Genomic DNA, 22,214 nt, shown 5'->3' on the forward strand with positions numbered 1-22,214 from the left:
CTGGTTGGTCGGAGGCTATTGATCCTGCATGCGTGATTTTCAACTCCCCGGTCGGTCGCCGGTTCGTGCGACGGAAGCGATGGCCGCGACATCGCACCCTCTGGCGACACTGGCGGCGCTCGAGATGCTGCGGTCCGGCGGTAACGCGATGGATGCAGCCGTGTGCGCGGCGGCGGTGCAGGCGGTCGTCGAGCCGCAATCGACCGGTATCGGCGGCGACTGTTTCGTCCTCTACTGCCCCAACGGCCAAGGCGAGGTTCTGGCCTTCAACGGCTCCGGCCGCGCACCTGCGTCAGCGACGGCTGAATGGTATCTGGACAGGGGGCATGTCGAACTGCCCGAGTCCGGTCCGCACGCGGTCACCGTGCCGGGCGCCGTCGACGCCTGGTGCCGGCTGCTCGAGAATCACGGCAGAAAGGGCATCGACGCCGCGCTCGCACCTGCCATACGCTACGCCGAACAAGGCTACGTCGTCCAAGACCGCGTCGCCTTCGACTGGGCTGAAAGTGCTGCCTTGCTGGCCGCTGACGAACATGCGGCGCGGATATTTCTGCCGGATGGAAGGGCGCCGCAGGCAGGCGAGTTGCACCGGCAGCCGCAACTGGCCGAAACCTTGCGCATCGTCTCGCGCCGTGGCCGCGCCGGCTTTTACGAAGGCGAGGTCGCCGACGACATGGTGGCGCGTTTGCGTGCTCTCGGTGGGCTGCATGCGCTCGAGGATTTCGCGGCGACGCAGGGCGAATATGTCAGGCCAGTCGGCACATCCTACCGAGGCTACGACATCCATCAGATGCCGCCGAACAACCAGGGGCTGACGGCACTGATCATGCTGAATGTGCTGTCGGGCTGCTCGCTCGGCTCACTGGAACCGAACGGCGCCGAGCGCTTTCACCTCGAGATCGAGGCTGGGCGGCTTGCCTATCAGGACCGCGACAATTTCATCGGCGACCAGAACCACGTCCATGTTCCGGTTGAGCAGTTGTTGTCCAGATCCCATGCGGACCGGCTCCGCGCCGAGATCGATCCGACGCGTGCGATGACGCATCTGCCTCGGCTTGAGCTTCAGCCGAGCGATACCGTTTACATCTCCGTGGTCGACCGCGATCGTAATGCGGTCAGCTTCATCAACTCGACCTTTGGTTCGTTCGGCAGCGGGGTGGTCGGCCCGAGCACCGGCGTCGTCCTGCAGAACCGCGGCAGCAGCTTCCGCCTGGCGGCGGACCACCCAAACCGCATCGCACCGGGAAAACGCCCCATGCACACCATCATGCCGGGCATGGTGACAGCCAAGGGCCGGGCGATCATGCCGTTCGGCGTGATGGGCGGCGGCTACCAGCCGTTCGGCCATGTCCACCTGCTCACCAACATTATCGATTTCGGCATGGACCCGCAGGAGGCGCTGGATGCGCCGAGGGTGTTTTACCGCCAGGACGCAGTGGAGGCGGAGCGTGGCGTTCCGGCCGAGGCGATCGCCGGCCTGCGCGAGCGAGGCCACGACGTGTCCATCCCAACTGAGCCGCATGGCGGCGGCCAACTGGTGCTGATCGACTGGGACAAGGGCACGCTTACCGGCGCGTCCGATCCACGCAAGGATGGTTGCGCGCTGGGTTACTGACGATCGGCCGCGCCTTGCGTGCTGGTCCTGTTCAGTTTTGGCGCTGCCGTCACCAGCGCCTTGCCGATCGTCGATTGCGGGGCACCGATGACCGCACGGGCGTTGCCGCTCTCGGCGACGCGGCCGGCGTCGAGGATGACGACACGATGGGCGATGGCGCTGATAACGCCGAGATCATGCGAAATGAACAGATAGGCGATCCGTTCCTCGCGCTGCAGATCGAGCAGCAATTGCAGGATCTGTCGGCGCACCGATACGTCGAGCGCGGACACCGCTTCGTCGAGCACGATCAGCGACGGCTTTGTCGCGATGGCGCGAGCAATCGCGATGCGCTGGCGCTGGCCGCCCGAGATCTCGTGGATGGCGCGGCCGGCGAGATCAGCGCTCAGGCCGACGCGATCGAGCAGAGCGGCGATGCGGCGCGGGCGTTCTGATATGGTTGCGACGCCATGGATCCGCAGGGGATCGTCGAGCACGCGCGCTACCGTAGCGCGCGGGTTGAAGGCGGCGAGCGGGTCCTGGAACACTATTTGCAAACGCGCGCGCCGTGCGCGCAAGGCAGCGCCGTTCAAGGACAGGAAATCGCCGCCTTCGAACTCGATACGGCCGGCGTCCGGTTCGATCAGCCGCAGCAGCAGCCGCGCGATGGTCGACTTGCCGCTGCCGGAAGGCCCGGCCAGTGCCAGCGTCTCGCCGGGCTCGATGTCGAAGGAAACATCATCGACGGCGGCGATTGTCTTGCCGCCGCGACGATATCGTTTGGTCAGGCCGGAAACAGCCAGCAATGGACGACGGCTCACCTCGATGCTCCTGCCGGCCGCAGCATTGGTTCGGCGTCGAGGCCGAGATGAGCGTCGAGCAGCGCTCTTGTATAGGCTTGGCGCGGGCTAGCAATGATCTGCGCCGTCGCACCGAGCTCGACCAGCTCGCCGTGCCGGAACACGGCGATGCGCTCGGCCAGCTCGGTGGCCAGCGCGATGTCGTGGCTGACGAACAGCAGCGTCATCCCGTCCTCGGCCACCAATTGCCGGATCAGCGCGACGATCTCGGCCTGCACGATGGTGTCCAACGCGCTGGTCGCCTCATCGGCGATCAGCAGTTTCGGACCTGCCGCGATCGCGGCGGCGATCGCTACGCGCTGCTTCTGGCCGCCGGAAAGCTGGTGCGGATAGGCGCGCAAGGCGGCATCGGGATCGGACAGGCGGACGCGTTCGAGCAGGGTTTTTGCCCAGGCATAGGATTGCGGCCAAGTAAGGCGGAGATGCGTGTGCGCAACTTCCGCGATCTGCTCGCCGACCGACATCACCGGATCGAGGCTTGCCGATGGGTCCTGGAAGACGAAGCCAATGTCGCGGCCGCCGAGGGGGGTGTGGGTGGACCGGGTAATGAATTCGGATGGCCGGCGTTCCTTCACGCCCCCCTCAGAGGGGGGTGCCTTGGCAACAACGGATGGCGACGATGGCAAAAACCAGTCAAGGCAGCCGTCGATCCTGGAGGAAGCCGGCAGCAGCCCGGCGATGGCCAGCGCCAGCGTGCTCTTGCCCGAGCCGCTCTCGCCGATGATGGCGAGGCGCTCGCCGGCGGCGACATCGAGGCTGACATGTTTCAGCGCCGCCACCTCGGCGCCATCGCGGCGATAGCTTACCGTCAAATCGCGGATCGAAAGCAGTGCCGTCACGACAGGCTCCTCCTCACCGCTGTCGTTTCGACGACGCCTTCGCCGGCGAGATAGACGCCGAGCACGGTCAGCACGAGCGCTACGCCCGGAATGATCGACAGGAAGGGCGCGGCGCGCAGCACGGTGCGACCTTCGGCGATCATGCCGCCCCAGGTCATGCGGTTCGGGTCGCCGAGACCGAGGAAGGACAATGCCGCTTCAGTAAGGATCGCCGCGGCGACGATCACCGACGACAATGCCAGCACCGGCGGCAATGCGTTGGGCAGCACTTCGCGAAAGGCGATCTCCAGCGGATGCATGCCGATGACGCGGGCGCCGGCGACAAAATCGCGCTCGCGGATCGACAGCACTTCGGCTCGCGCTACGCGCGCCGGACCGGTCCATGCGCCGAGCGCTATCGCCGCGACGACGACGCCGAGCGATGGCCCGACGACGCTGACGAAAGCCAGCGCCAGCAGGAAGCTCGGCACGGTCTGGAAGGCGTCAGTGATGCGCATAAGGATTTCGTCGACGAGGCCGCCGGTAAAGCCGGCCAGCGTGCCGACTATCGCGCCGACGGCAATGGCTGCGGCTGCCGCCGCCAGCCCGACTGCCAGCGAGGTGCGGGCGCCGTGGAAAAGTTCGGCCAGCACGTCACGGCCGAGCCGGTCGGTGCCGAGCGGCAGCGACCAGTCCTGAAAGGGCGGCAGCAATGCCGGCCCGGCAATGGCCTGCGGATCGCCGGGGAAGAACAGCGAGGCCGACAGCGCCATGGCAAACAGCGCCACCAGGATGATCGCGCCGGCGATCGCTTCCGGCGCCCGAAGAAAGCGGCGAAGCGGGTTCACGCGCTCGCCTCGTTGGCGCCGACGCGCGGATCGAGGAAGGCGTAGGCTATGTCGACGAGAAGGTTGATCACGACAACCAGAACGGCGCTGGTGAGAATGATGCCGAGCAGCAGCGGCGTGTCTCGCGCCGCCACTGCTTCCTGCGCCAGCCGGCCAAGGCCGGGCACGGAAAAGACGCTTTCGATGACGACGCTGCCGCCGAGCATCTGCGCCGATTGCAGGCCGAGCATGGTGACCAGCGGCAACAGCGCGTTGCGGGCAACGTGGGCGAGCACGATGCGGCGACGGGAAAGCCCTTTGGCGCGAGCGGCGAGGACAAAATCCTGTCGCCAGACCTCGGCCATGCCGGCGCGCATCATGCGCAGGTAGAGCGCGAGATAGATGAAGCCGAGTGCGGACACCGGCAGGACGAGATGGCTGGCGATATCAACCGCGCGGTCGAGGCCGGTCTTGGCCGACGCGATGCTCTCGATGCCGCCGATCGGGAACCAGCGCAGGTCGACGGCGAACACGATGATCAGCACCAGCCCGAGCCAGAAGCCGGGAACGGCATAGAGCGCCAGCGAACCGATCGACAGGAAACGGTCGCGAAAGCTGCCGGGCCTGGCGCCGGCATAGATGCCGAGTGCCGAGCCGAGCCCGAAGGAGAGCGCGGTGGCGCAGCCCATCAACAGCAGCGTGTTGGGCAGGCGTTCGAGGATGACGTCGCGGATCGGCCGCGAAAAGGTCACCGATTGGCCGAGGTCGAGATGCAGCAGCGCCCAGAGATAGTTGGCCAGCCGCGTCAGCGCCGACTGGTCGAGGCCCCAAAGATGGCGCAGCAGTTCGATCATGCCGGCATCGCCGCCGGTCGAGGCGATATAGGCGTCGACCGCATCACCAGGCGCTGCTTCCAGCAAAAGGAAAGTGCCGATGACGACAATCAGCAGTACGAAGACGCTGCCGACGAGGCGACGGCGAAGGAGGGTGAGGCTGCGGGTCATGGCGGCGCCGGTGAGCCGGCGCAATGGTAACCAGGAGATGCGGTGTTTCTTCCCACCCCCCTCTGTCCGGCAGGACAGAGGGGGGTGGGAAGGAACTCGGCATTTGACCAAGTTTCCACGACTTCGCTGCGAATTTTCATCCGCGCGAGTGTGTCACGATTCCAAATAAGTGTCCGCCCAGTTCGACACCGCCCAGCGCGGGTTGTTGGCGACATTTCCCACCGTATCTCTGATAACGCTGATGAAGCTCCATTCGGCGACGTTGATCAGCGGCAGGTCGGCTGCGACCTTTTTCTGAAACTCCTTGTAAAGTTCCGTCCGCTCGGCGGGGTCGAGCGTCTCGGACGCCTTGGCGATGAGGGCGTCCAGTTCGTCGTCCTTGTAGCCGCCCTGGTTGGAGAAAGGCACCCCGTCGGGAATGCCGCTCTGCACCAGAATGGTTGTCGAGATCGCAGGGTCGCCGCGGAACACCGGCGGGCCGACCGCGAGGTCGAAAGCGTGGTCGGTGTAGACAGCCTTGATATGCGCGGCCGAGTCGTTGTTGACCAGCTGGGCGTCGATGCCGATGGCGGCGAGCGCCTGGCGCAGATAGTCGCCGAACTGCTTGGTTTCGTTGAAGTAGGGCGCCGGCAGCAGTTTCAGCGAAAAGCGCTTGCCGTCGTCGCCTCTACTGTAGCCGGATTCGTCGAGCAGGGCGTTGGCCTTGGCCACATCGAAGGCATAGGTCGGCACGTCGGTCGTATAGAATTGCGGATCGTTCTTCGGCACCGGGCCGGTGGCTGTGGCGGCGTAGCCGAGGAACACCGTCTTGACGACGAAATCCTTGTCGATGGCGTGGGCGATCGCCTGGCGCACCTTCAGGTCGGCCAGTTCCTTGCGGCGATGGTTGATCTCGACGACGAGCTGATAGGTCAGCCCCTCATAACCCTTGGTAATCACCTTGAGACCAGACACCTTGGAGATGCGGTCGAGATCGGTCAGCGGCACCGCGGAAAAGGCGGCGAGCTGAATCTCTTCTGCCTCGAGCGCGCTTGCGGCCGAGGTGCGGTCGGGCAGCACCTGATAGATGATCTCGTCAAGGTAAGGCTGGTCCTTGCCCCAATAACCGGCATTCTTCTCCAGCCGGTAATATTCGCCTGACTTGTGTTCGGCGAATTTGAACGGGCCGGTACCAACGGGCGCGTTGTTGGCCGGGTTCTCTTCGATCTTTCCGGTCTCGTAGATGTGCTTGGGCACCACGCTGCTCAGCGCCGGCAAGGCATTGCGGATCAGCTGGAACGGTGTCGGCTTGGCGAATTTGAACACAGCCGTCAGTTCGTCCGGCGTGTCGACCGCCTCCAGATCCTTGAACACGGTGCGGCCGAGATTCTGCAGCGGCTTCCAGATCTGCAGCGCCGAGAACGCGACGTCGGCGGAGGTGAAGGGTTTGCCGTCATGCCATTTGACGCCCTCGCGCAATTTGAACGTCACCGACAGGCCATCGGCGGCGCCCTCCCAGCCTATCGCCAGGCGCGGGTCGAGCCCGTCCTTGCCGTCGAAGGACGCCTCGGCCAGCGTTTCCACGATCTTGCTCGAAATGAAGAACACGCCGTTGGAAGCGACGATCGCCGGGTTGAGGTTGCGCGGCTCGGAATCGGCGGCGACGACCAGCCGCCCGCCTTTCTTCGGCGTCTGTGCCCAGCCGATTGTCGGCAGCGCCGTCGAAGCCAGCAGGAATGCCGAACCGGCAAGCACGGTGCGTCTGGAAATCGTGAAATCTGACATGATCGAACTCCGTCCCTCTCAGCCACCCGGCCGGGTTGGCCACACCCTCGGACGCCAGACGGCTTCCTTGCAAGGTGATTATGAGCCTTGCCGAGGGTTTCGCCAGAGACGGATTTGGCGCATCCTCATGTGGCTTTGAAAATTTCGTGCGCTGGACCAGTTACAAGAAGGGGTTCAATCCGACCTTATCTGGTAGGACCAGACCTATCTAGTAGGACAACTGGGCACAGCCGGCGATCCGACCGGCCGGCCAGGAATTGCAGGGAGAGAGAAAGATGAACGTCGTCCCGGGCAAGAATGCCGTCAGCACCATCCCGTTCGATCATGCCAGGGTCGATCGGCTGATGGAGGAGGCCGGCATCGATGTGCTGCTCGCCACCTCCAAGCACAACACGCAATATCTGCTTGGCGGCTACAAATTCATTTTCTTCGCCGCCATGGATGCGATCGGCCACAGCCGCTATCTGCCGATCCTTGTCTACGAGAAGGGTGGGCCGGAGCATGCTGCCTATATCGGCAACCGCATGGAGGGCGGCGAGCACCAGAACAACCCGTTCTGGACGCCGACCTTGCACGCCGCCTGCTGGGGTACGCTCGACGCCGCCAACCTCGCGGTTGAGCACCTGACGAAAATCGGCAAGGGCGATGCCCGCATCGGCATCGAGCCGGCTTTCCTGCCGTCGGATGCCTATACGCTGATCCGCAAGGCGCTGCCGGACGCCAAGCTGATCGATGCGACTGATATGCTGGAGCGCATGCGGGCGATCAAAACCGAAGCGGAACTCGACAAGCTGCGCGTCGCCTCCGAACTAATCACCAATTCCATGCTGGCAACTATTGCCTGGGCACGCGAAGGCACGACCAAGACCGAGATCATCGAGCAACTCAGGCGCGAGGAGACCAATCGCGGCGCGCATTTCGAATATTGCCTGCTGACGCTGGGCGCCAGCCACAACCGCGCCGGCTCGCCACAGGCGTGGAAGAAGGGCGAGGTAATGTCGATCGACTCAGGCGGCAACTATCATGGCTATATCGGCGACCTCTGCCGCATGGGCGTTCTGGGCGAGCCGGATGCCGAACTCGAGGACCTTTTAGCCAAGGTCGAGACGGTGCAGCAGGCGGCCTTTTCCAGGGTACGCGCCGGCACACTAGGCGGTGATATGATTTCCTATGCGGAGGGCGTGCTGAAGAAATCCAAGGTTGCGCCCTATACCGATTTCTTCGCCCACGGCATGGGGTTGATCACGCATGAAGCGCCATTCCTCATGACCAACCATCCGGTGACATATGAAGGCACCTATGCCGAAAAGCCGCTGGAGAAAAACATGGTGCTCTCGGTCGAGACCACGATGCTCCACCCGACGCGCGGCTTCATCAAGCTGGAAGACACCGTGGCGGTCACCGAGACTGGCTACGTCATGTTCGGCGATCGGGGCAGGGGTTGGAACAGAGGTGGGGTGGCTTAAAGCGCGTCGCGTTTGAATGGATTCAATGCGACGCGCTTTAAATTCTTGTTTTAATGCATGTCGTTATCGCAAAACCGCTGCGCACTTTTGCGCGACATGCATTAGCCGCCGCCCGGCGGCAGCAGCCTGAAATCCGGCAGGTCGCGCAACGCCAGTTCCGGTCCGGCGGGCGAATAGACGACGAAGAGCTGCATCGGCCCATCGCCGGTATTTAGCGTCGAATGGAAGCGGCTTTCCGGTACATAGATGGTGCAGCCGGGGCCGACCTTCGCAATGACCGGATTGCCCTTGTCGTCCTCAACCATCTGCTCGCCATTGCCTGATATGACGAAGATGATTTCCTCCGCGCCCGGGTGGTTGTGGCGCGTGTGGCCCTTGCCGGACGGCAGGTCGACGACGCCGCCGGAAAAGCGCGTCGCGCCGTTCACCTCGGGCGCCACCGTCAACGACAGTCTGCCCCAGTCGAAGCCGAAGGCGCTGACCTCCTTCGGATAGACAAACACCTTGTTCTTGTCGGTCATCGTCTCATCCCTTCTTTTTCTTGGCGTCGGTTTTTGTGCCGCTTTGTCTTTTTGTTTGCGCATCGGATTTTCCCAAAACCGGCTCCCACTTTTGGGTCCGATGCTCCAGCGTGACGGCCTTGAAATCCGCTGTCTGCCTGGCGATCGCCGCTTCCGCCGGCAGCCGCTCCATCGAGCTTGCCCCGTAAAAGCCGTGCAGGCCCTTGCAGCGTTCGAGAATGTACCGGGCGTCGTCCGGCATCGAGATCGGCCCGCCATGGCAAAGCAGGATGACGTCCTTGCTCACGATACGCGCCGCCTCAGCGATGGCGTCGATCTCCGTCACGCAGTGGTCGAGCGACTTGGCCGACGTCGCGCCGATCGAGCCGCCGGTGGTCACCCCCATATGGGCGACGATGATGTCGGCGCCGGCCTTGGTCATGGCGCGGGCCTCATCGGGATTGAACACATAGGGCGTGGTCAGCAGGTCGAGTTCGTGTGCCGCGGCGATCATGTCGACCTCGAGCCCGAAGCCCATACCGGTTTCTTCGAAACTCTGCCGCATCTGGCCGTCGAACAGGCCGATGGTCGGAAAGTTCTGCACGCCGGAAAAACCCATCGTCTTCAGCTCGGTCAGCAGCAGCGGCATGATGACGAAGGGATCGGTGCCGTTGACGCCGGCCAGCACCGGCGTCTTTTTCACCACCGGCAGCACCTCATAAGCCATTTCCTTGACGATCTCGTTGGCGTTGCCATAGGCGAGCAGGCCGGCGGCGGAGCCGCGCCCGGCCATGCGGTAGCGGCCGGAATTGTAGATGATGATCAGGTCGATGCCGCCGGCCTCCTCAGCCTTGGCGGACAGACCGGTGCCGGCGCCGCCGCCGACGATCGGCACGCCGCCGGCAATCATCTTGCGGAATTTCTCCAGGATCTTCTTGCGCGGTATGGCGGCCATGGCTTCGTCTCTCACTGTCTGGCGATGTCGAGAAAAGCCGCAACCGCAGCCTTGGCGAATTCGGGATCGTTGATGTGCATTGGCAGGCGCGTCACGCTTCGCGTCTTACCAGGCTTGATCGTGCGCTCGATGGCCTCGAAGAGTGCTGCATCGGCCTCGGGGTCGAAGAAAGCGCCGCCTTCGATGTCGAGCGCCGAGGCGCCTTTTTCGGGAATGAGGAACCGGACCGGGCCATCGCAGAGGCTCAGTTTGGTGCCGATCCATTCGCCGATCTTGCGGCTTTCGTCAGGTGTCGTGCGCATAAGCGTCACGTTAGGATTGTGCTCGTAAAACAGCCGCCCGCTATAGCGTTCCGGAATGGTCGGCGGCGCCCAGAAATTCACCATGTCGAGCGCGCCGACCGAACCGACATAGGGCAGCCTGTTGCGGGCGATCGCGCCGAAGCGGTCTTCGGTCGCCGGCAGCACGCCGCCGAAAAGGAGGTCGCAGACTTCTGTCGTCGTGATGTCGATGACGCCGGACAGCAAGCCGCTGTCGGCCAGCTTCTCCATGGTGCGGCCGCCGGTGCCGGTGGCGTGGAAGACCATGCAGTCATAGATCGATCGGAGCTGTTCGGCGATGGAAGTCACGCACGGCGTGGTCACGCCGAACATGGTGAGGCCGATCGACGGTCTGCCGTCGGGCGGCGCCGCCGGCTTTGCCGCCATGCCTGATATCGCCTGGGCGGCGTTGTGCAGCACGACACGAGACAGCCGGTTCAGGCCGGCCATGTCGGTCACCGACGGCATCATCACGATGTCGGAAACATCGACATAAGGTGCGGTGTCGCCCGAGGCGAGCGTCGAAACCATGATCTTGGGCAGGCCGAGCGGCAGCGCGCGCATGCCTGATGTGATGATCGAAGTGCCGCCACCACCGCCAATGCCGATCACACCTGCTATATCGGTGCGCGATTGAACAAACCGGGTGAAAGCGATGGCCATTGCCGCCACTGCGGTGCCGCGGTCGTCGATGCCCAGTACGGCACTGCTGCCGCCAGGATGGTGGCCGGCGACCTCTTCGGCCGAGACATCGACCGGCACGGTTGGGTTGTGCGTTCCAACATCGATGCGGGCGACAGCAGCACCGGTAGCAGCGACCGCATCGGCCAGAAAGGCGAGTTCCTCACCCTTGGTGTCGGCGGTGCCCACCACATAGACGCGCTTCATTGCGTTTCCCCGGTTCTAGGCGCGCTCGGCGTTGCCGCCTGCCGCTCGTTGCCCGGCCGTTCGGCATCGCGAAGGCCATTGCAATTTTTTGAGACGCGCGTATCGTATTGACATGAACGTCTCACGTCAACAAGCGGCGGTTTCCGACGATGCCGGTTCTGGAGCCGCACGCGGACCGCGCGCACGCACAAGACGGCTGATGCTGGAGACGGCGACAAGGCTGATGCAGGCGGGCGCCACGCCTTCGGTCAGCGAGGTCGCCGAAGCGGCAGAAGTCTCCCGCGCCACCGCCTATCGATATTTTCCAAGCCAGGCGGCCCTGGTGCAGGCGGTGGTCGACGAAGGACTCGGGCCGATCCTCACCTGGAAATCAGCCTCGGGCGATCCCGAGCGCCGCGTCGTTGAACTGTTCGATACGGCCATGCCGCGCATCGAAGCCTTCGAGGCGACCTTCAAGGCGGCGCTGAAGCTGTCGCTCGACCAGTGGGCGCGGCGGCAGGCAGGCACGCTGGGCGGCGAGCCGGCCTTCACGCGCGGCCATCGCGTCGATCTGCTCAAGGACGCGATCGCACCGCTCAAGCACCGGCTGCCGCCACGCGAATTCAAGCGCCTGGCGCAGGCCCTGTCGTTGATCTTCGGCGTCGAAGTGCTCATCATACTGAAGGACATATGGGGGCTGGACAGCCGCAAGATGATGTCGGTAGCGCAATGGGCAGCCGGCACTCTAGTGCGGGCTGCAGTGATGGAATCGGTAACCGAAGGAGGCAAAAGCACGCCGGCGACAGCCACGGAATAGTATCCATCTGGTTCGACCAGATTGGCATGCTGATTACCGACAATAGTCGACGTACCGTAACGCGAGCAAGGCCCTTGCGTATCAAGGAGTAGGAAAATTTAAGAAAAACAGACAGATGTTGCTGGAATCCGCTTGTCTGAGGGGCTGCCATCGTCCAAGAAAGAGCTTGACGTGTGTCCGGAATTGGTAATACCAGATCAGGACATGATGGCGGATTGAAAGTGAGGGCTGCAATCCATTCCGGCCGAGCGAGCAGGCTCGAAACCGGAACGCTGCCACCACGGGAGGAACTACCAGGGTCGGCCTCACCGCCGGCTCGCGTGATACGGTAGAATGCGCACAAGGGAGGAAATCATTATGCGCAAGACAATGACCAGCATGCTTGCTGGTATCGGCTTAGTGCTCGCCTGCGGAACGTCCGTCTACGCGCAGGATAAGGAACTCACCATCTTCTGGGCTGAATGGGATCCGGCGAACTATTTGCAGGAACTCGTCAACCTGTACGAGGCCGAGAGCGGCGTGAAGGTCACGGTCGAGACGACGCCGTGGCCGGATTTCCAGACCAAGGCGTTCACCGAGTTCAACGCCAAGGGCAGCGCCTACGACATGGTCGTCGGCGATTCCCAGTGGATCGGCGCGGCCTCCGAGGCAGGCCACTATGTCGACCTCACCGACTTTTTCAACAAGCACAATCTGAAGGAAGTGATGGCGCCGGCGACGGTGAAATACTACGCCGAATATCCGTCCAACTCCGGCAAATACTGGTCGATACCGGCCGAGGGCGACGCGGTCGGCTGGTCCTATCGCAAGGACTGGTTCGAAGACCCGAAGGAAATGGAAGCCTTCAAAGCGAAGTACGGCTACGATCTCGGCGTGCCGAAGGACTGGAAGCAGCTGCGCGACATCGCTGAATTCTTCCACCGTCCCGACGAGAAGCGCTACGGCGTCGCCATCTACACCGATAACTCGTATGACGCTCTGGTGATGGGCGTCGAGAACGCCATCTTCTCCTTCGGCGGCGAACTTGGCGACTATGCCACTTACAAGGTCGATGGGATCATCAACTCCGAGCAGAACGTCAAGGCGCTCGAGGCCTACAAGGAGCTCTATTCCTTCACCCCTCCTGGTTGGGCCAAAAGCTTCTTCATCGAGGACAACCAGGCGGTCACCGAGAACCTGGCGGCGATGAGCATGAACTACTTCGCCTTCTTCCCGGCGCTCATCAACGAAGCCTCCAACCCGAATGCCAAGGCCACCGGCTTCTTCGCCAACCCTCCAGGACCGAACGGCGACCAGTTCGCTGCGCTCGGCGGCCAGGGCATCTCCGTCGTTTCCTATTCCCAGAATCAGGAAGAGGCGATGAAGTTCCTGGAATGGTTCATCAAGGACGAGACGCAGAAGAAATGGGCGGAACTCGGCGGTTACACGGCAAGCGCCAAGGTGCTTGAGTCGCCTGAATTCCAGAACGCCACGCCCTACAACAAGGCTTTCTACGAGACCATGTTCAAGGTGAAGGACTTCTGGGCGACGCCGGAATATGCCGAGTTGCTCATCCAGATGAACCAACGCGTCTATCCGTACATCACCGGCAATCAGGGCACGGCCAAGGAAGTGCTCGATGCGCTCGCCGCGGATTGGAACGCGACGTTCAAGAAATACAACCGCGTGAAGTAAACGGCATTAACGCTCGGAGGGGGCGGGAGCCCGCCCCTTCCGTTTTCTTTTCCGGACAAGGAAGGAACGGGCCTTGGCCACTGCAGTCATGACCACCCTGGATCCCAAGTCGCGCTCCGCCGCCCGCGGCATGAGCGACCTCACGATCCGCAATCTCTTCATCATTCCGACGATCGTTTTCCTGATCGTCTTCAACATCTTTCCACTGATCTATTCGCTCGGCTATTCGTTCACCGACTTCCGCGCATCGAGCGCGGCGCCGGCAACTTTCGTCGGACTGCAAAATTACCGCGAGCTGCTCAACGACCCGTTCATCTGGTCGAATTTCGCCATCACCGCCAAATATGTCATCGTCTCCGTAGTCGGCCAGGTCATCGTCGGCTTCGGCGTGGCGTTGCTGCTCAACCGCGATATCCCGTTGAAGGGCCTGCTGACGACACTGCTGCTGTTGCCAATGATGCTGTCGATGGCCGTCGTCGGCCTGTTCTGGAAACTGCTCTACGATCCGTCCTTCGGCATCATCAACTATACGCTCGGCCTTGGCTCCTTCGAGTGGCTGTCCAACCCCGACATGGCGCTCTACGCGGTTGCCATCACCGACATCTGGATGTGGTCGCCCTTCGTGATGCTGCTGTCGCTCGCCGGCCTGTCTGCGGTGCCGAAGCACCTCTACGAGGCGGCCGCGATCGACCGCGCCGGCTCGTTCTATACCTTCTTTCGCATTACGCTGCCCTTGGTCGCGCCGATCCTGATGATCGCGATCATCTTTCGCACCATGGAGGCGTTCAAGACCTTCGATCTCGCCTACATCCTGACCAGCCAGCCAACGACCGAGGTGATCTCGATCCGGCTCTACAAGATGGCGTTCCAGGAATGGCAGACCGGGCGCTCCTGCGCGCTAGCCTACATCGTGCTGATCATGATCCTGGCGATCACCAACATCTACGTCAAATACCTGAACAAGGTGAAGGAGCGCTAGAATGGCCGCTGTCACCACCTCTACCGAGCGTTCGCTCAACAAGCTTGCCATCGTCGGTGTGCTGATCGTCACGATGATCTTCCTTGCGCCGATCTACTGGATAGCCTCGACGGCGTTCAAGCCGCGCAACCTTGCCACCACCATTCCACCGACGGTGGTGTTCCAGCCTGAGATATCACCCTTCGTAAAGCTCTTCACCAAGCGGTCGCAGTTGCGCACTGCGCCGGCGCCGGAACAATACGCCGCCGCCCCGTGGTGGGAGCGGCTGGTGTTTGACGGCGGCGAGAAGGTGGTGCGCTCGGGCAGGGGCGACGTGCAGTGGTCCGGCTATCCGAACCGCTTCATGAATTCGCTGATCGTAGCCATCACTTCGACGATCCTCGCCGTCGGCATGGGCACCTTCACGGCTTACGGGTTCTCGCGTTTCAAGATTAAGGGGGAACAGGACCTGCTCTTCTTCATCCTGTCGACGCGCATGCTGCCGCCGGTGGTGGTGGCGATCCCGATGTTCCTGATGTACCGGGCCGTCGGCCTCAACGACACGCATTGGGGCCTGATCATCCTCTACACCGCCTTCAACCTCAGCTTCTCTGTATGGCTGATGAAGGGGTTCATGGACGAAATTCCGAAGGAGTACGAGGAGGCGGCCCTCGTCGACGGCTATACGCGCATGGAGGCCTTCTTCAAGATCGTACTGCCGGAGGCGGCCACCGGCATCGCCGCCACCGCCGTGTTCTGCTTCATCACCGCATGGAACGAATATGCCTTCGCGCTGATCATGACCAACCGCCGCGCCCAGACGGCACCGCCCTTCATTCCAAGCCAGGTCGGTTCCGGCCTGTCGGATTGGACGGTGATTGCCGCCGGAACCTTCCTGTTCCTGCTGCCTGTCGCCATCTTCACCTTCCTGCTCCGCAACCATCTTCTGCGCGGCATGTCCTTCGGAGCGATCCGTAAATGATCCGCCATGCTACAATCCAGCGCACGGCCGAGATCGTGATGGTGTGCGGCATCATTGCGCTCTGCCAGCCGTGGAATCTCTTCCTGCACCGCTACGGGCTAACGATCATCATCGTTGGGCTGCTGACGTTCATGATCACCGGTTGGGTCGGTCCAAGGCAGAAGCCGCAGGCGACCAGCGCGCCGGAAAAAGAAGGTCACCCATGACCCAGATCGAGCTTCGTGGCGTCCAGAAATTCTTCGGTGCCGTCCAGGTCATCAAGGATCTCAATCTCAAGATCGACGACAACGAGTTCATCGTGCTGCTCGGACAGTCGGGCTGCGGCAAGACGACGACGCTTCGGGCCATCGCCGGGCTGGAGACGATCGACGGCGGCGATGTCCTCATCGACGGCAAGCCCGTGCAGCATCTGAAGGCCGCCGACCGCGACATCGCCATGGTCTTCCAATCGTTCTCGCTCTATCCGCATATGAGCGTCTACGAGAACATCGCTTTTCCGTTGCGCGCCATGCGCAAGAGCAAGGCGGAGATCGACGGCGAGGTGCGTTCGGTCGCCAAAGTGCTGCAGATCACCGACCTGCTCGGCAAGAAGCCGTCGGCGCTGTCTGGTGGCGACATGCAGCGCGTGGCGATCGGCCGGGCGCTGGTGCGGCGGCCGAAGGCGATGCTGATGGACGAGCCGATCGGCGCGCTCGACGCCAAGCTGCGCGAGGAGATGCGCGCCGAGATCAAACGGCTGCACATCAAGCAGGGCTCGACCACCATCTACGTCACCCACGACCAGATCGAGGCGATGAGCCTTGCCGACCGCATCGTCATCATGCATGAGGGCGTTCTGCAACAGGTAGGCAGCCCATCGGAAGTGTATACGCGCCCGGCCAATTTGTTCGTCGCGCAATTCGTTGGCTCGCCCGTGATGAACGTCGCCAACGCGGCGGTGACGATGAACGGCTCCGGCGCCAGGGTCACCGTCGACGGGGCCGCGGAAGGGTTCCTTTTCCCGGCCGAACTGGTCGGCCAGCTCGACACCGCGAACGTCGGGCAGGACCGCCTTGCGCTCGGCATCCGCCCCGAAGGCGTGATGGTCTCGCGCGAGCCGGCGGACGGTTATCTGCCGGTCGAGGCGCACATCATCGAACCGCTTGGCTCCTACGACATCGTCGACCTCAAGGTTGGGGCACAGATGTTGCGCGCCCGCACCCGTTCCGGTTTCGTCGGCAAGCCAGGGGTCCAGGTCTTCGCCAAGCTCGACCCGGCGCAGGCGCACTTCTTCGACACGACAAGCGGCAATTCGCTGGGGGTGAGACTCTGATGGCCCATATCCAGCTCAAGAACATCTCGAAGACCTTCGGCAATCACACCGCATTGACCGGGCTCAATCTCGACATTGCCGACGGCGAGTTCTTCGTGCTGCTCGGCGAGACCGGCGCCGGCAAGACGACGACGCTGCGCATGATCGCCGGCCTGGAAAAACCGGACGAGGGGCAGATATTCATCGACGGCGCTGATGTCGCTGACTGGGGTGCGGCCGAGCGCGACGTGGCGCTGGTTCTGCAGCAATACTCGCTCTACCCGCGCTACACGGTGCGCGAGAATCTCGAATTCCCGCTGAAGCCGAAAATCCGCCGCATCGAGCCCGACGAGATCAAGACGCGCGTCGATCGCGTTGCCAGGACCTTGCGTATCGAGCATCTGCTCGACCGCAAGACGGATCGCCTCTCTGGCGGCGAGATGCAGCGCGTCTCGATTGGTCGCGCCATCGTCAGGAAGCCCCGCGTATTCCTGATGGATGAGCCCCTTTCAGCGCTTGATGCCAAGCTGCGCGAGGCGCTGCGTACCGAGCTGAAGAACATCCAAATGAACCTTGGTCAGACCTTCCTTTTCGTCACGCACGATCAGATCGAAGCGATGTCGATGGGCGACAAGGTTGGCGTGCTCAACCATGGCCGCATCATCCAGACCGGCACGCCGTATGAGATCTACAACAATCCGCGCGACACCTATGTGGCGAGCTTCGTCGGCTCGCCGCCGATGAACCTCATCGACGGCAAGCTCGTCGACGGCCGCGCGGTGATGGCACCGCTGAATTTCGAGCTGCCTTTTACGGGGGGTGCCAAGACGAGCGGTGCGACCGACGGTCGCCCGCTCGTCTTCGGTATTCGTCCCGAGGATGTCTATCTCGAGAGCGGGGCGCCGGTGGAAGCGCGCGTCCACGATGTCGAGAACCATGGCGTCGAAAAGATCCTGACCCTGCGGGTCGGCGATGCCATGCTGCGGGCCACGGTGCCGGCCAGAACCGATGTCGAGATCGAGCAGCCGGTGCGCTTTGCCTGGGATCCGGACAAGGTGGTGCTGTTCGACAAGGGAAGCGGGATTAGTCTCCGCCACGCGGGCTAAGCGCACCCGTTGGGCGGGAGGATGCTAAGCGGCGTGAAGTCTCTGTCAAGGTTTAGCCGGCTTGGCGGGTCTCAGTCTGTTCCTCGGCGCGAAAATGGCTGGGAGCCGATCCGATGACGCGCTTGAAAGCCCGACTGAACGACGCGTCGGATTCATAACCGAGGCGAGCGGCGACGACAGAAATCTTCAGCCGGTCGCGGACCAGCCATTGCCGTGCCTGGTGCATTCTCACCTGGGTGACATATCTCGCCGGGGTTTCGCCGACGATCGTCGCGAAGCGTTCCGCGAAACCCGATCGCGAGGCGCCCATCATCCTGGCGAGCGTTTCCACCGTCCAATCGCGGTCCGGTTCGAGATGGATCGCGGCCAGCACGCGACCGATCTCGCGGTCTCTCACCGCCGCGATCCATCCGGACGAGTCGCCGCAGCCGCGCTCGACCCATGACCGGATGACGGTGGCGGCCAGCACATCGGCAAGCCGTGCCAGAATGCCGCCGGAGCCGACGCGCTCCATCGTCACTTCGCGCGCCATGGCCTCCAGCAGATGCGGAATGGCCGGTTCATAGGCTTCCAGTTCGTGCGCACGCATGACATCCGGCATCATGCCCAGCAAAGGGTGCAAACCATCGAGATTGAAATACATGCTGCCGAAAAACAGCAGGGTCCCCGGCCGGCAGCCTTCGTTCGACAGGCAGTAAACGCCCTTACAGACCTCTCCGACCTCGTAACCCTGGATCGGCGAAGCCTCGGTGCCCGGTTCGCTGGCCAGGACATGTGCTGCACCGCGCGGCAACAGCACCGCGTCGCCTGCATTGAGTTCCACCCATTCGCCGGACGGCTGCAGCAACCAGCATCCTGTGCGGCCGATGAAATGAAATCGCGCCGCCGGCTGAGCCGGGAACTGGATGCCCCAGGGCTCCTTCATTTCGCACCGGCCGTATTCGACGCCATCAAGACGCAACCCGCGCAATATGTCTGTCAGCGGATCGCCAGTGACCGGAACTTTGGACGAATGGTCAAGCATGATGGTGTTTCTAGCATGGAAACTCCAGACGGTCACTCCCTATGTTGCATTGCAGCCAAATGTTGCGCTGCAACCAGATCGGAGATCCCATCATGACCGAACCCGCGACAGGCGTCATGGACACCGTTCTCGATCCCGCGGAAACCGACGAACGAGCCGAGCCGGCGTGGGGGGCGGTCGTATCCCTCGCGCTCGGTGTGTTTGGGCTGGTGACCGCAGAATTCCTGCCTGCCAGCCTGCTGACGCCGCTGGCGCAGGACCTCGGTGTGACGGAGGGCACTGCCGGCCAGGCGGTGACAGCGACGGCCATTGTCGGCGCGATCGCCGCCCCGACTATGGCTATCATCAACAAACGGCTGGACCGCAGGCTAGTCATGTGGGGACTGACCGTGCTCCTGATCCTGTCGAACCTCCTGGCGGCGTTTGCGTCCTCGCTTCCCGTTCTTCTGATCGCCCGCATCATGCTCGGGATCAGCCTCGGCGGCTTCTGGTCGATGTCGGCGGCGATGGCGATGCGGCTTGTTCCGATGCGGCTGATGCCGCGCGCCATGTCGATCATTCTCACCGGCGTTTCGGTGGCGACGGTCTGTGCGGCCCCGGTCGGCGCCTATGTCGGCGACGTCTGGGGATGGCGAACGGCCTTCATGATCGCGGCTGTTGTCGGGGCCCTGGCGCTGCTGATGCAGGTCGCCACCCTTCCGAAGCTGCCGCCGGCGGGCGTGGCCAGTTTTCGCACCTTGTTGGAGGTGATGAAGCGGTCGACGATCAGGGCAGCACTTCTGGTGGTGCTGCTGGTGGCCTCGGGACACTTTGCCGGCTTCACCTATGTCCGGGCATTTCTCGAGAACGTTCCGGCACTGGATATCGAGACGATCTCGCTGGTGCTGCTCGCTTACGGCATTGGTGGGTTCTTTGGCAATTTCGCCGGCGGCTTCATGGCTGAACTCAGCCTCAAGACCGCGGTGGGCCTGGCGCCACTGCTGATTGCTGTGGCGGCACTCCTGCTGCTCACTCTTGGGGCTTCGCCCGTGGTGGCGGCGATAGCGGTCGCCGCCTGGGGCTTTGCCTTCGGCGCGGTGCCGGTCGGGCTGCAAACCTGGCTGGTTCGCACCGCTCCCGACCAGGCCGAGAGCGCCGGCGGGCTGATGGTCGCCACATTCCAGGTGGCGATCGCGCTGGGCGCCATCTTCGGCGGATTGCTGGTCGATTACGCCGGCGTGGCCAGCGCATTCGCCTATTGCGGGATCGCGACGTTGCTGGCGGCTTTGGCGGCGTTTTGGCTTGGCCCGAAGCGCGCAAGTTAGGTCGGGCCACCGATGCTCGACGCCTCCAGCGTCTCACCATTGATCAGCCCGAAACCCGGCTACGGGTTTCGGGCTGAAATCGCAGTCACGAAACGGTTCAGGCTCTCTTCGACATAGGCGGCTACCTCGATCGTGGGATCAAAACTCCACCACAGCAGCGAGCCTTGCCAATGCGAAGCCATCAACAGGCCGATGTCAGGTGGGGCACTGCCGGTTGAGGCAAAGCAGGCGTCGAGCACGTCGCACAGGGATGCCTTCCAGGACGCGCCGCGTGCGCGAAGCAAGGGGTCGCGCAGGTCCTCGCGCAGCACGAGCAACCCCTCGGCATAGGATTCGATGCCGCCATAGTCACGCGACAACGCCACCAGCAGCCCGATCGCTCCAGCCGGCGATCTTGGGGCGGCCGCGGCCAGCCTTTCCGTCTTGCCGTCCAGCCGGTCCCATGCCTGCAGCAGGGTCCTCTGCTTCAGCGCGGCCTTGCTCTTGAAACGCTGCACCAGGGTCGAGCCGGAAAGCCCGCACGCCTCGGACAGCCGCTCGAAGGTGAGCGCCTCCGGGCCATGCGCGTGGATCAGCCTGTGCGCTGCTTCGAGCACGTCTTCATCGGACTGGGTTTTTGGCCGAGGCATCTTGACATCCATTTATAACCGAATGATCATTTATATATTATAATGGTGACAAAAACCAGCGCCTGCCTAGTCGAATCGAGATTTGGGAGAACCTAATGACGCTTCAAGGAAAAGTCGCTCTGGTCGCCGGCGCTACGCGTGGGGCCGGCCGGGGCATTGCGGTCGAACTGGGTGCAGCGGGCGCGACCGTCTACGTCACCGGCAGGTCGACGCGCGGCAATCCATCCGAATATGCCCGCCCGGAAACCATCGAGGAAACGGCTGAACTGGTCACAGCGCTTGGCGGCAAAGGCATTGCGGTGCAGGTCGATCACCTGATCTCCCAGGACGTGGGCAAATTGATCGACCGGATCCGCGCCGAACAGGGCCGCCTCGATATATTGGTCAATGACATATGGGGCGGCGAAAAGCTGTTCGAATGGAACAAGCCGGTCTGGGAGCACAATCTCGACAATGGCTTGCGCATGCTCAAGCTCGGCATCGACACGCATCTGATCACCGCCCACCATGCGTTACCGCTCATGATTGAGCGTCCCGGCGGGCTGCTGGTCGAAGTCACCGACGGCACCGCCGAATACAATGCCGACCACTATCGGCTGTCGCCCTTTTACGATCTCGCCAAGGTCTCGGTGACGCGTATGGCATGGGCTCACGCCAAGGATCTCGCCGCGCATGGCGCCACTTCGGTCTCGCTGACGCCCGGCTGGCTGCGGTCCGAAATGATGTTGGAGGCGTTCGGTGTCACCGAAGAGAATTGGCGCGAGGCGACCGCAAAGGTGCCGCACTTCGTCATCTCGGAGACACCGCGCTTCATTGGCCGCGCGATAGCGGCACTGGCTGCGGACCCGGATCGCTCGCGCTGGAACGGACAGTCGCTATCGAGCGGAGGGTTGGCGCAGATCTATGGCTTCACCGATGTCGACGGCTCGCGCCCTGATGCCTGGCGCTATGTTCCGGAAATCCAGGATGCCGGTAAGCCGGCCGACGCGGCGGGGTACCGCTAGATTGGTTGAGGACCGCGAGCCGACAGCCGCTTCAGCTTCAAGCCGAGCGACCATCGAAATCGATCACCGGCACGGCGTCCAGATCGAGGTCGTCTATGCAATGGATATTGACGTACGCGCTTCGTTCGCTCCCTTCGCTGACATCCTCGGCGAAGGGATGGATGCCGCAGGTGCGGCAGAACCGGTGGGCTATGGCCTGGCTGCCGAAAGTGTACGTGCCAAGATCGTCGCCCCAGGCAAGCACCCGCAATGTCTCGTGCGGCACGGCCCATAGCAGCGTACCCTTGCGCGAGCAGATCGAGCAATTGCATCGCACGGCGCCGGTCATCTCGCCTTCGACCTCGAACGCGACCTTGCCGCAATGGCAGTTGCCTTTGTAGAGCATGTCTTCCTCCTTCGGTCCGACTGGGGTGCAAATCCGCCCATGCCGGGTTATGTCTCGCCGAGCCA

At 62.9% G+C, this 22,214-nt stretch carries 22 protein-coding genes; 11 read left to right on the forward strand and 11 right to left on the reverse strand.

Annotated features, from left to right (window positions below; all coding sequences use genetic code 11):
* The first annotated feature begins 28 nt into the window (after positions 1-28).
* Positions 29-1,615 carry a gamma-glutamyltransferase gene (ggt, locus tag EN807_RS08620; RefSeq protein WP_135934604.1) on the forward strand — a complete coding sequence of 529 codons (1,587 nt, stop codon included), beginning with the start codon at positions 29-31 and terminating at the stop codon, positions 1,613-1,615.
* On the opposite strand, the gene EN807_RS08625 is transcribed toward ggt, so the two are convergent.
* The 5 genes from EN807_RS08625 to EN807_RS08645 all read right to left on the reverse strand — a co-directional run bounded on the left by EN807_RS08625 (position 1,609) and on the right by EN807_RS08645 (position 6,867).
* A complete protein-coding gene (locus EN807_RS08625; RefSeq protein ID WP_189522376.1) occupies positions 1,609-2,415 on the reverse strand; it encodes an ATP-binding cassette domain-containing protein in 807 nt (268 codons plus the stop codon). The genes ggt and EN807_RS08625 overlap by 7 nt on opposite strands.
* Positions 2,412-3,293: an ABC transporter ATP-binding protein gene (locus EN807_RS08630; RefSeq protein WP_189522377.1), complete on the reverse strand. Its 882-nt coding sequence runs from the start codon at positions 3,291-3,293 to the stop codon at positions 2,412-2,414. The genes EN807_RS08625 and EN807_RS08630 overlap by 4 nt, the downstream gene beginning before the upstream one ends.
* Entirely contained in the window at positions 3,290-4,120 is an 831-nt protein-coding gene (locus EN807_RS08635; RefSeq protein WP_135934605.1) for an ABC transporter permease, read from the reverse strand. Before EN807_RS08635 ends, EN807_RS08630 begins: the two co-directional genes overlap by 4 nt.
* A complete protein-coding gene (locus tag EN807_RS08640) occupies positions 4,117-5,103 on the reverse strand; it encodes an ABC transporter permease (protein ID WP_135934606.1) in 987 nt (328 codons plus the stop codon). Before EN807_RS08640 ends, EN807_RS08635 begins: the two co-directional genes overlap by 4 nt.
* Before the next feature lie 153 nt (positions 5,104-5,256).
* The gene (locus tag EN807_RS08645) at positions 5,257-6,867 is read right to left on the reverse strand and encodes an ABC transporter substrate-binding protein (protein WP_135934607.1); all 1,611 of its coding nucleotides are present in this window, start codon (positions 6,865-6,867) and stop codon (positions 5,257-5,259) included.
* Between the two features lie 275 nt (positions 6,868-7,142).
* Here EN807_RS08645 and EN807_RS08650 point away from each other — a divergent pair, with 275 nt between their 5' ends.
* The gene (locus EN807_RS08650; RefSeq protein WP_135934608.1) at positions 7,143-8,333 is read left to right on the forward strand and encodes a Xaa-Pro peptidase family protein; all 1,191 of its coding nucleotides are present in this window, start codon (positions 7,143-7,145) and stop codon (positions 8,331-8,333) included.
* Positions 8,334-8,434: 101 nt separating this feature from the next.
* Here the strand turns inward: EN807_RS08650 and EN807_RS08655 are convergent, their stop codons facing one another.
* Genes EN807_RS08655 through EN807_RS08665 form a run of 3 tightly spaced genes read right to left on the reverse strand, consistent with a single transcriptional unit; the run spans position 8,435 to position 10,996 of the window.
* Positions 8,435-8,854 carry a cupin domain-containing protein gene (locus EN807_RS08655; RefSeq protein ID WP_135934609.1) on the reverse strand — a complete coding sequence of 140 codons (420 nt, stop codon included), beginning with the start codon at positions 8,852-8,854 and terminating at the stop codon, positions 8,435-8,437.
* Positions 8,855-8,858: 4 nt separating this feature from the next.
* On the reverse strand, positions 8,859-9,788 hold the full coding sequence (locus EN807_RS08660; RefSeq protein ID WP_135934610.1) for a phosphoenolpyruvate hydrolase family protein: 930 nt from the start codon (positions 9,786-9,788) through the stop codon (positions 8,859-8,861).
* Between the two features lie 11 nt (positions 9,789-9,799).
* Entirely contained in the window at positions 9,800-10,996 is a 1,197-nt protein-coding gene (locus tag EN807_RS08665) for a Tm-1-like ATP-binding domain-containing protein (RefSeq protein ID WP_135934611.1), read from the reverse strand.
* A gap of 112 nt (positions 10,997-11,108) precedes the next feature.
* On the opposite strand from EN807_RS08665, the gene EN807_RS08670 reads away from it, so the two are divergent.
* The 7 genes from EN807_RS08670 to EN807_RS08700 all read left to right on the forward strand — a co-directional run bounded on the left by EN807_RS08670 (position 11,109) and on the right by EN807_RS08700 (position 17,803).
* Entirely contained in the window at positions 11,109-11,792 is a 684-nt protein-coding gene (locus tag EN807_RS08670) for a TetR/AcrR family transcriptional regulator (protein ID WP_135934612.1), read from the forward strand.
* A 357-nt stretch (positions 11,793-12,149) separates the two neighbouring features.
* Positions 12,150-13,466, forward strand: a complete 1,317-nt coding sequence (locus EN807_RS08675; RefSeq protein WP_135934613.1) for an ABC transporter substrate-binding protein — start codon at positions 12,150-12,152, stop codon at positions 13,464-13,466.
* A gap of 73 nt (positions 13,467-13,539) precedes the next feature.
* Entirely contained in the window at positions 13,540-14,445 is a 906-nt protein-coding gene (locus EN807_RS08680; protein WP_135934614.1) for a sugar ABC transporter permease, read from the forward strand.
* 1 nt (position 14,446) lies between these two features.
* Positions 14,447-15,406, forward strand: a complete 960-nt coding sequence (locus EN807_RS08685) for a carbohydrate ABC transporter permease (protein WP_135934615.1) — start codon at positions 14,447-14,449, stop codon at positions 15,404-15,406.
* Positions 15,403-15,612 (forward strand): hypothetical protein, encoded by a 210-nt coding sequence (locus EN807_RS08690; protein WP_135934616.1) that lies wholly within the window; start codon positions 15,403-15,405, stop codon positions 15,610-15,612. Before EN807_RS08685 ends, EN807_RS08690 begins: the two co-directional genes overlap by 4 nt.
* Positions 15,609-16,718 (forward strand): ABC transporter ATP-binding protein, encoded by a 1,110-nt coding sequence (locus tag EN807_RS08695; protein ID WP_135934617.1) that lies wholly within the window; start codon positions 15,609-15,611, stop codon positions 16,716-16,718. The genes EN807_RS08690 and EN807_RS08695 overlap by 4 nt, the downstream gene beginning before the upstream one ends.
* Positions 16,718-17,803, forward strand: a complete 1,086-nt coding sequence (locus EN807_RS08700; protein WP_135934618.1) for an ABC transporter ATP-binding protein — start codon at positions 16,718-16,720, stop codon at positions 17,801-17,803. The genes EN807_RS08695 and EN807_RS08700 overlap by 1 nt, the downstream gene beginning before the upstream one ends.
* A 52-nt stretch (positions 17,804-17,855) precedes the next feature.
* Here EN807_RS08700 and EN807_RS08705 read toward each other — a convergent pair whose 3' ends face one another.
* Positions 17,856-18,827: an AraC family transcriptional regulator gene (locus EN807_RS08705; RefSeq protein ID WP_135934619.1), complete on the reverse strand. Its 972-nt coding sequence runs from the start codon at positions 18,825-18,827 to the stop codon at positions 17,856-17,858.
* Positions 18,828-18,919: 92 nt separating this feature from the next.
* Between EN807_RS08705 and EN807_RS08710 the strand changes: the two genes are divergently transcribed.
* The gene (locus tag EN807_RS08710; protein ID WP_135934620.1) at positions 18,920-20,131 is read left to right on the forward strand and encodes an MFS transporter; all 1,212 of its coding nucleotides are present in this window, start codon (positions 18,920-18,922) and stop codon (positions 20,129-20,131) included.
* A gap of 59 nt (positions 20,132-20,190) precedes the next feature.
* Here the strand turns inward: EN807_RS08710 and EN807_RS08715 are convergent, their stop codons facing one another.
* Complete coding sequence (locus EN807_RS08715) at positions 20,191-20,760, reverse strand: helix-turn-helix domain-containing protein (RefSeq protein WP_065009196.1); 570 nt, start codon at positions 20,758-20,760, stop codon at positions 20,191-20,193.
* A gap of 95 nt (positions 20,761-20,855) precedes the next feature.
* Between EN807_RS08715 and EN807_RS08720 the strand changes: the two genes are divergently transcribed.
* Positions 20,856-21,764 carry an SDR family oxidoreductase gene (locus tag EN807_RS08720; protein WP_135934621.1) on the forward strand — a complete coding sequence of 303 codons (909 nt, stop codon included), beginning with the start codon at positions 20,856-20,858 and terminating at the stop codon, positions 21,762-21,764.
* Between the two features lie 37 nt (positions 21,765-21,801).
* Here EN807_RS08720 and EN807_RS08725 read toward each other — a convergent pair whose 3' ends face one another.
* Positions 21,802-22,149 carry a GFA family protein gene (locus EN807_RS08725; protein WP_135934622.1) on the reverse strand — a complete coding sequence of 116 codons (348 nt, stop codon included), beginning with the start codon at positions 22,147-22,149 and terminating at the stop codon, positions 21,802-21,804.
* Positions 22,150-22,214 lie beyond the last annotated feature (65 nt).

Source organism: Mesorhizobium sp. M5C.F.Ca.ET.164.01.1.1 (genome assembly GCF_004792125.1).
Lineage (GTDB): Bacteria > Pseudomonadota > Alphaproteobacteria > Rhizobiales > Rhizobiaceae > Mesorhizobium > Mesorhizobium wenxiniae.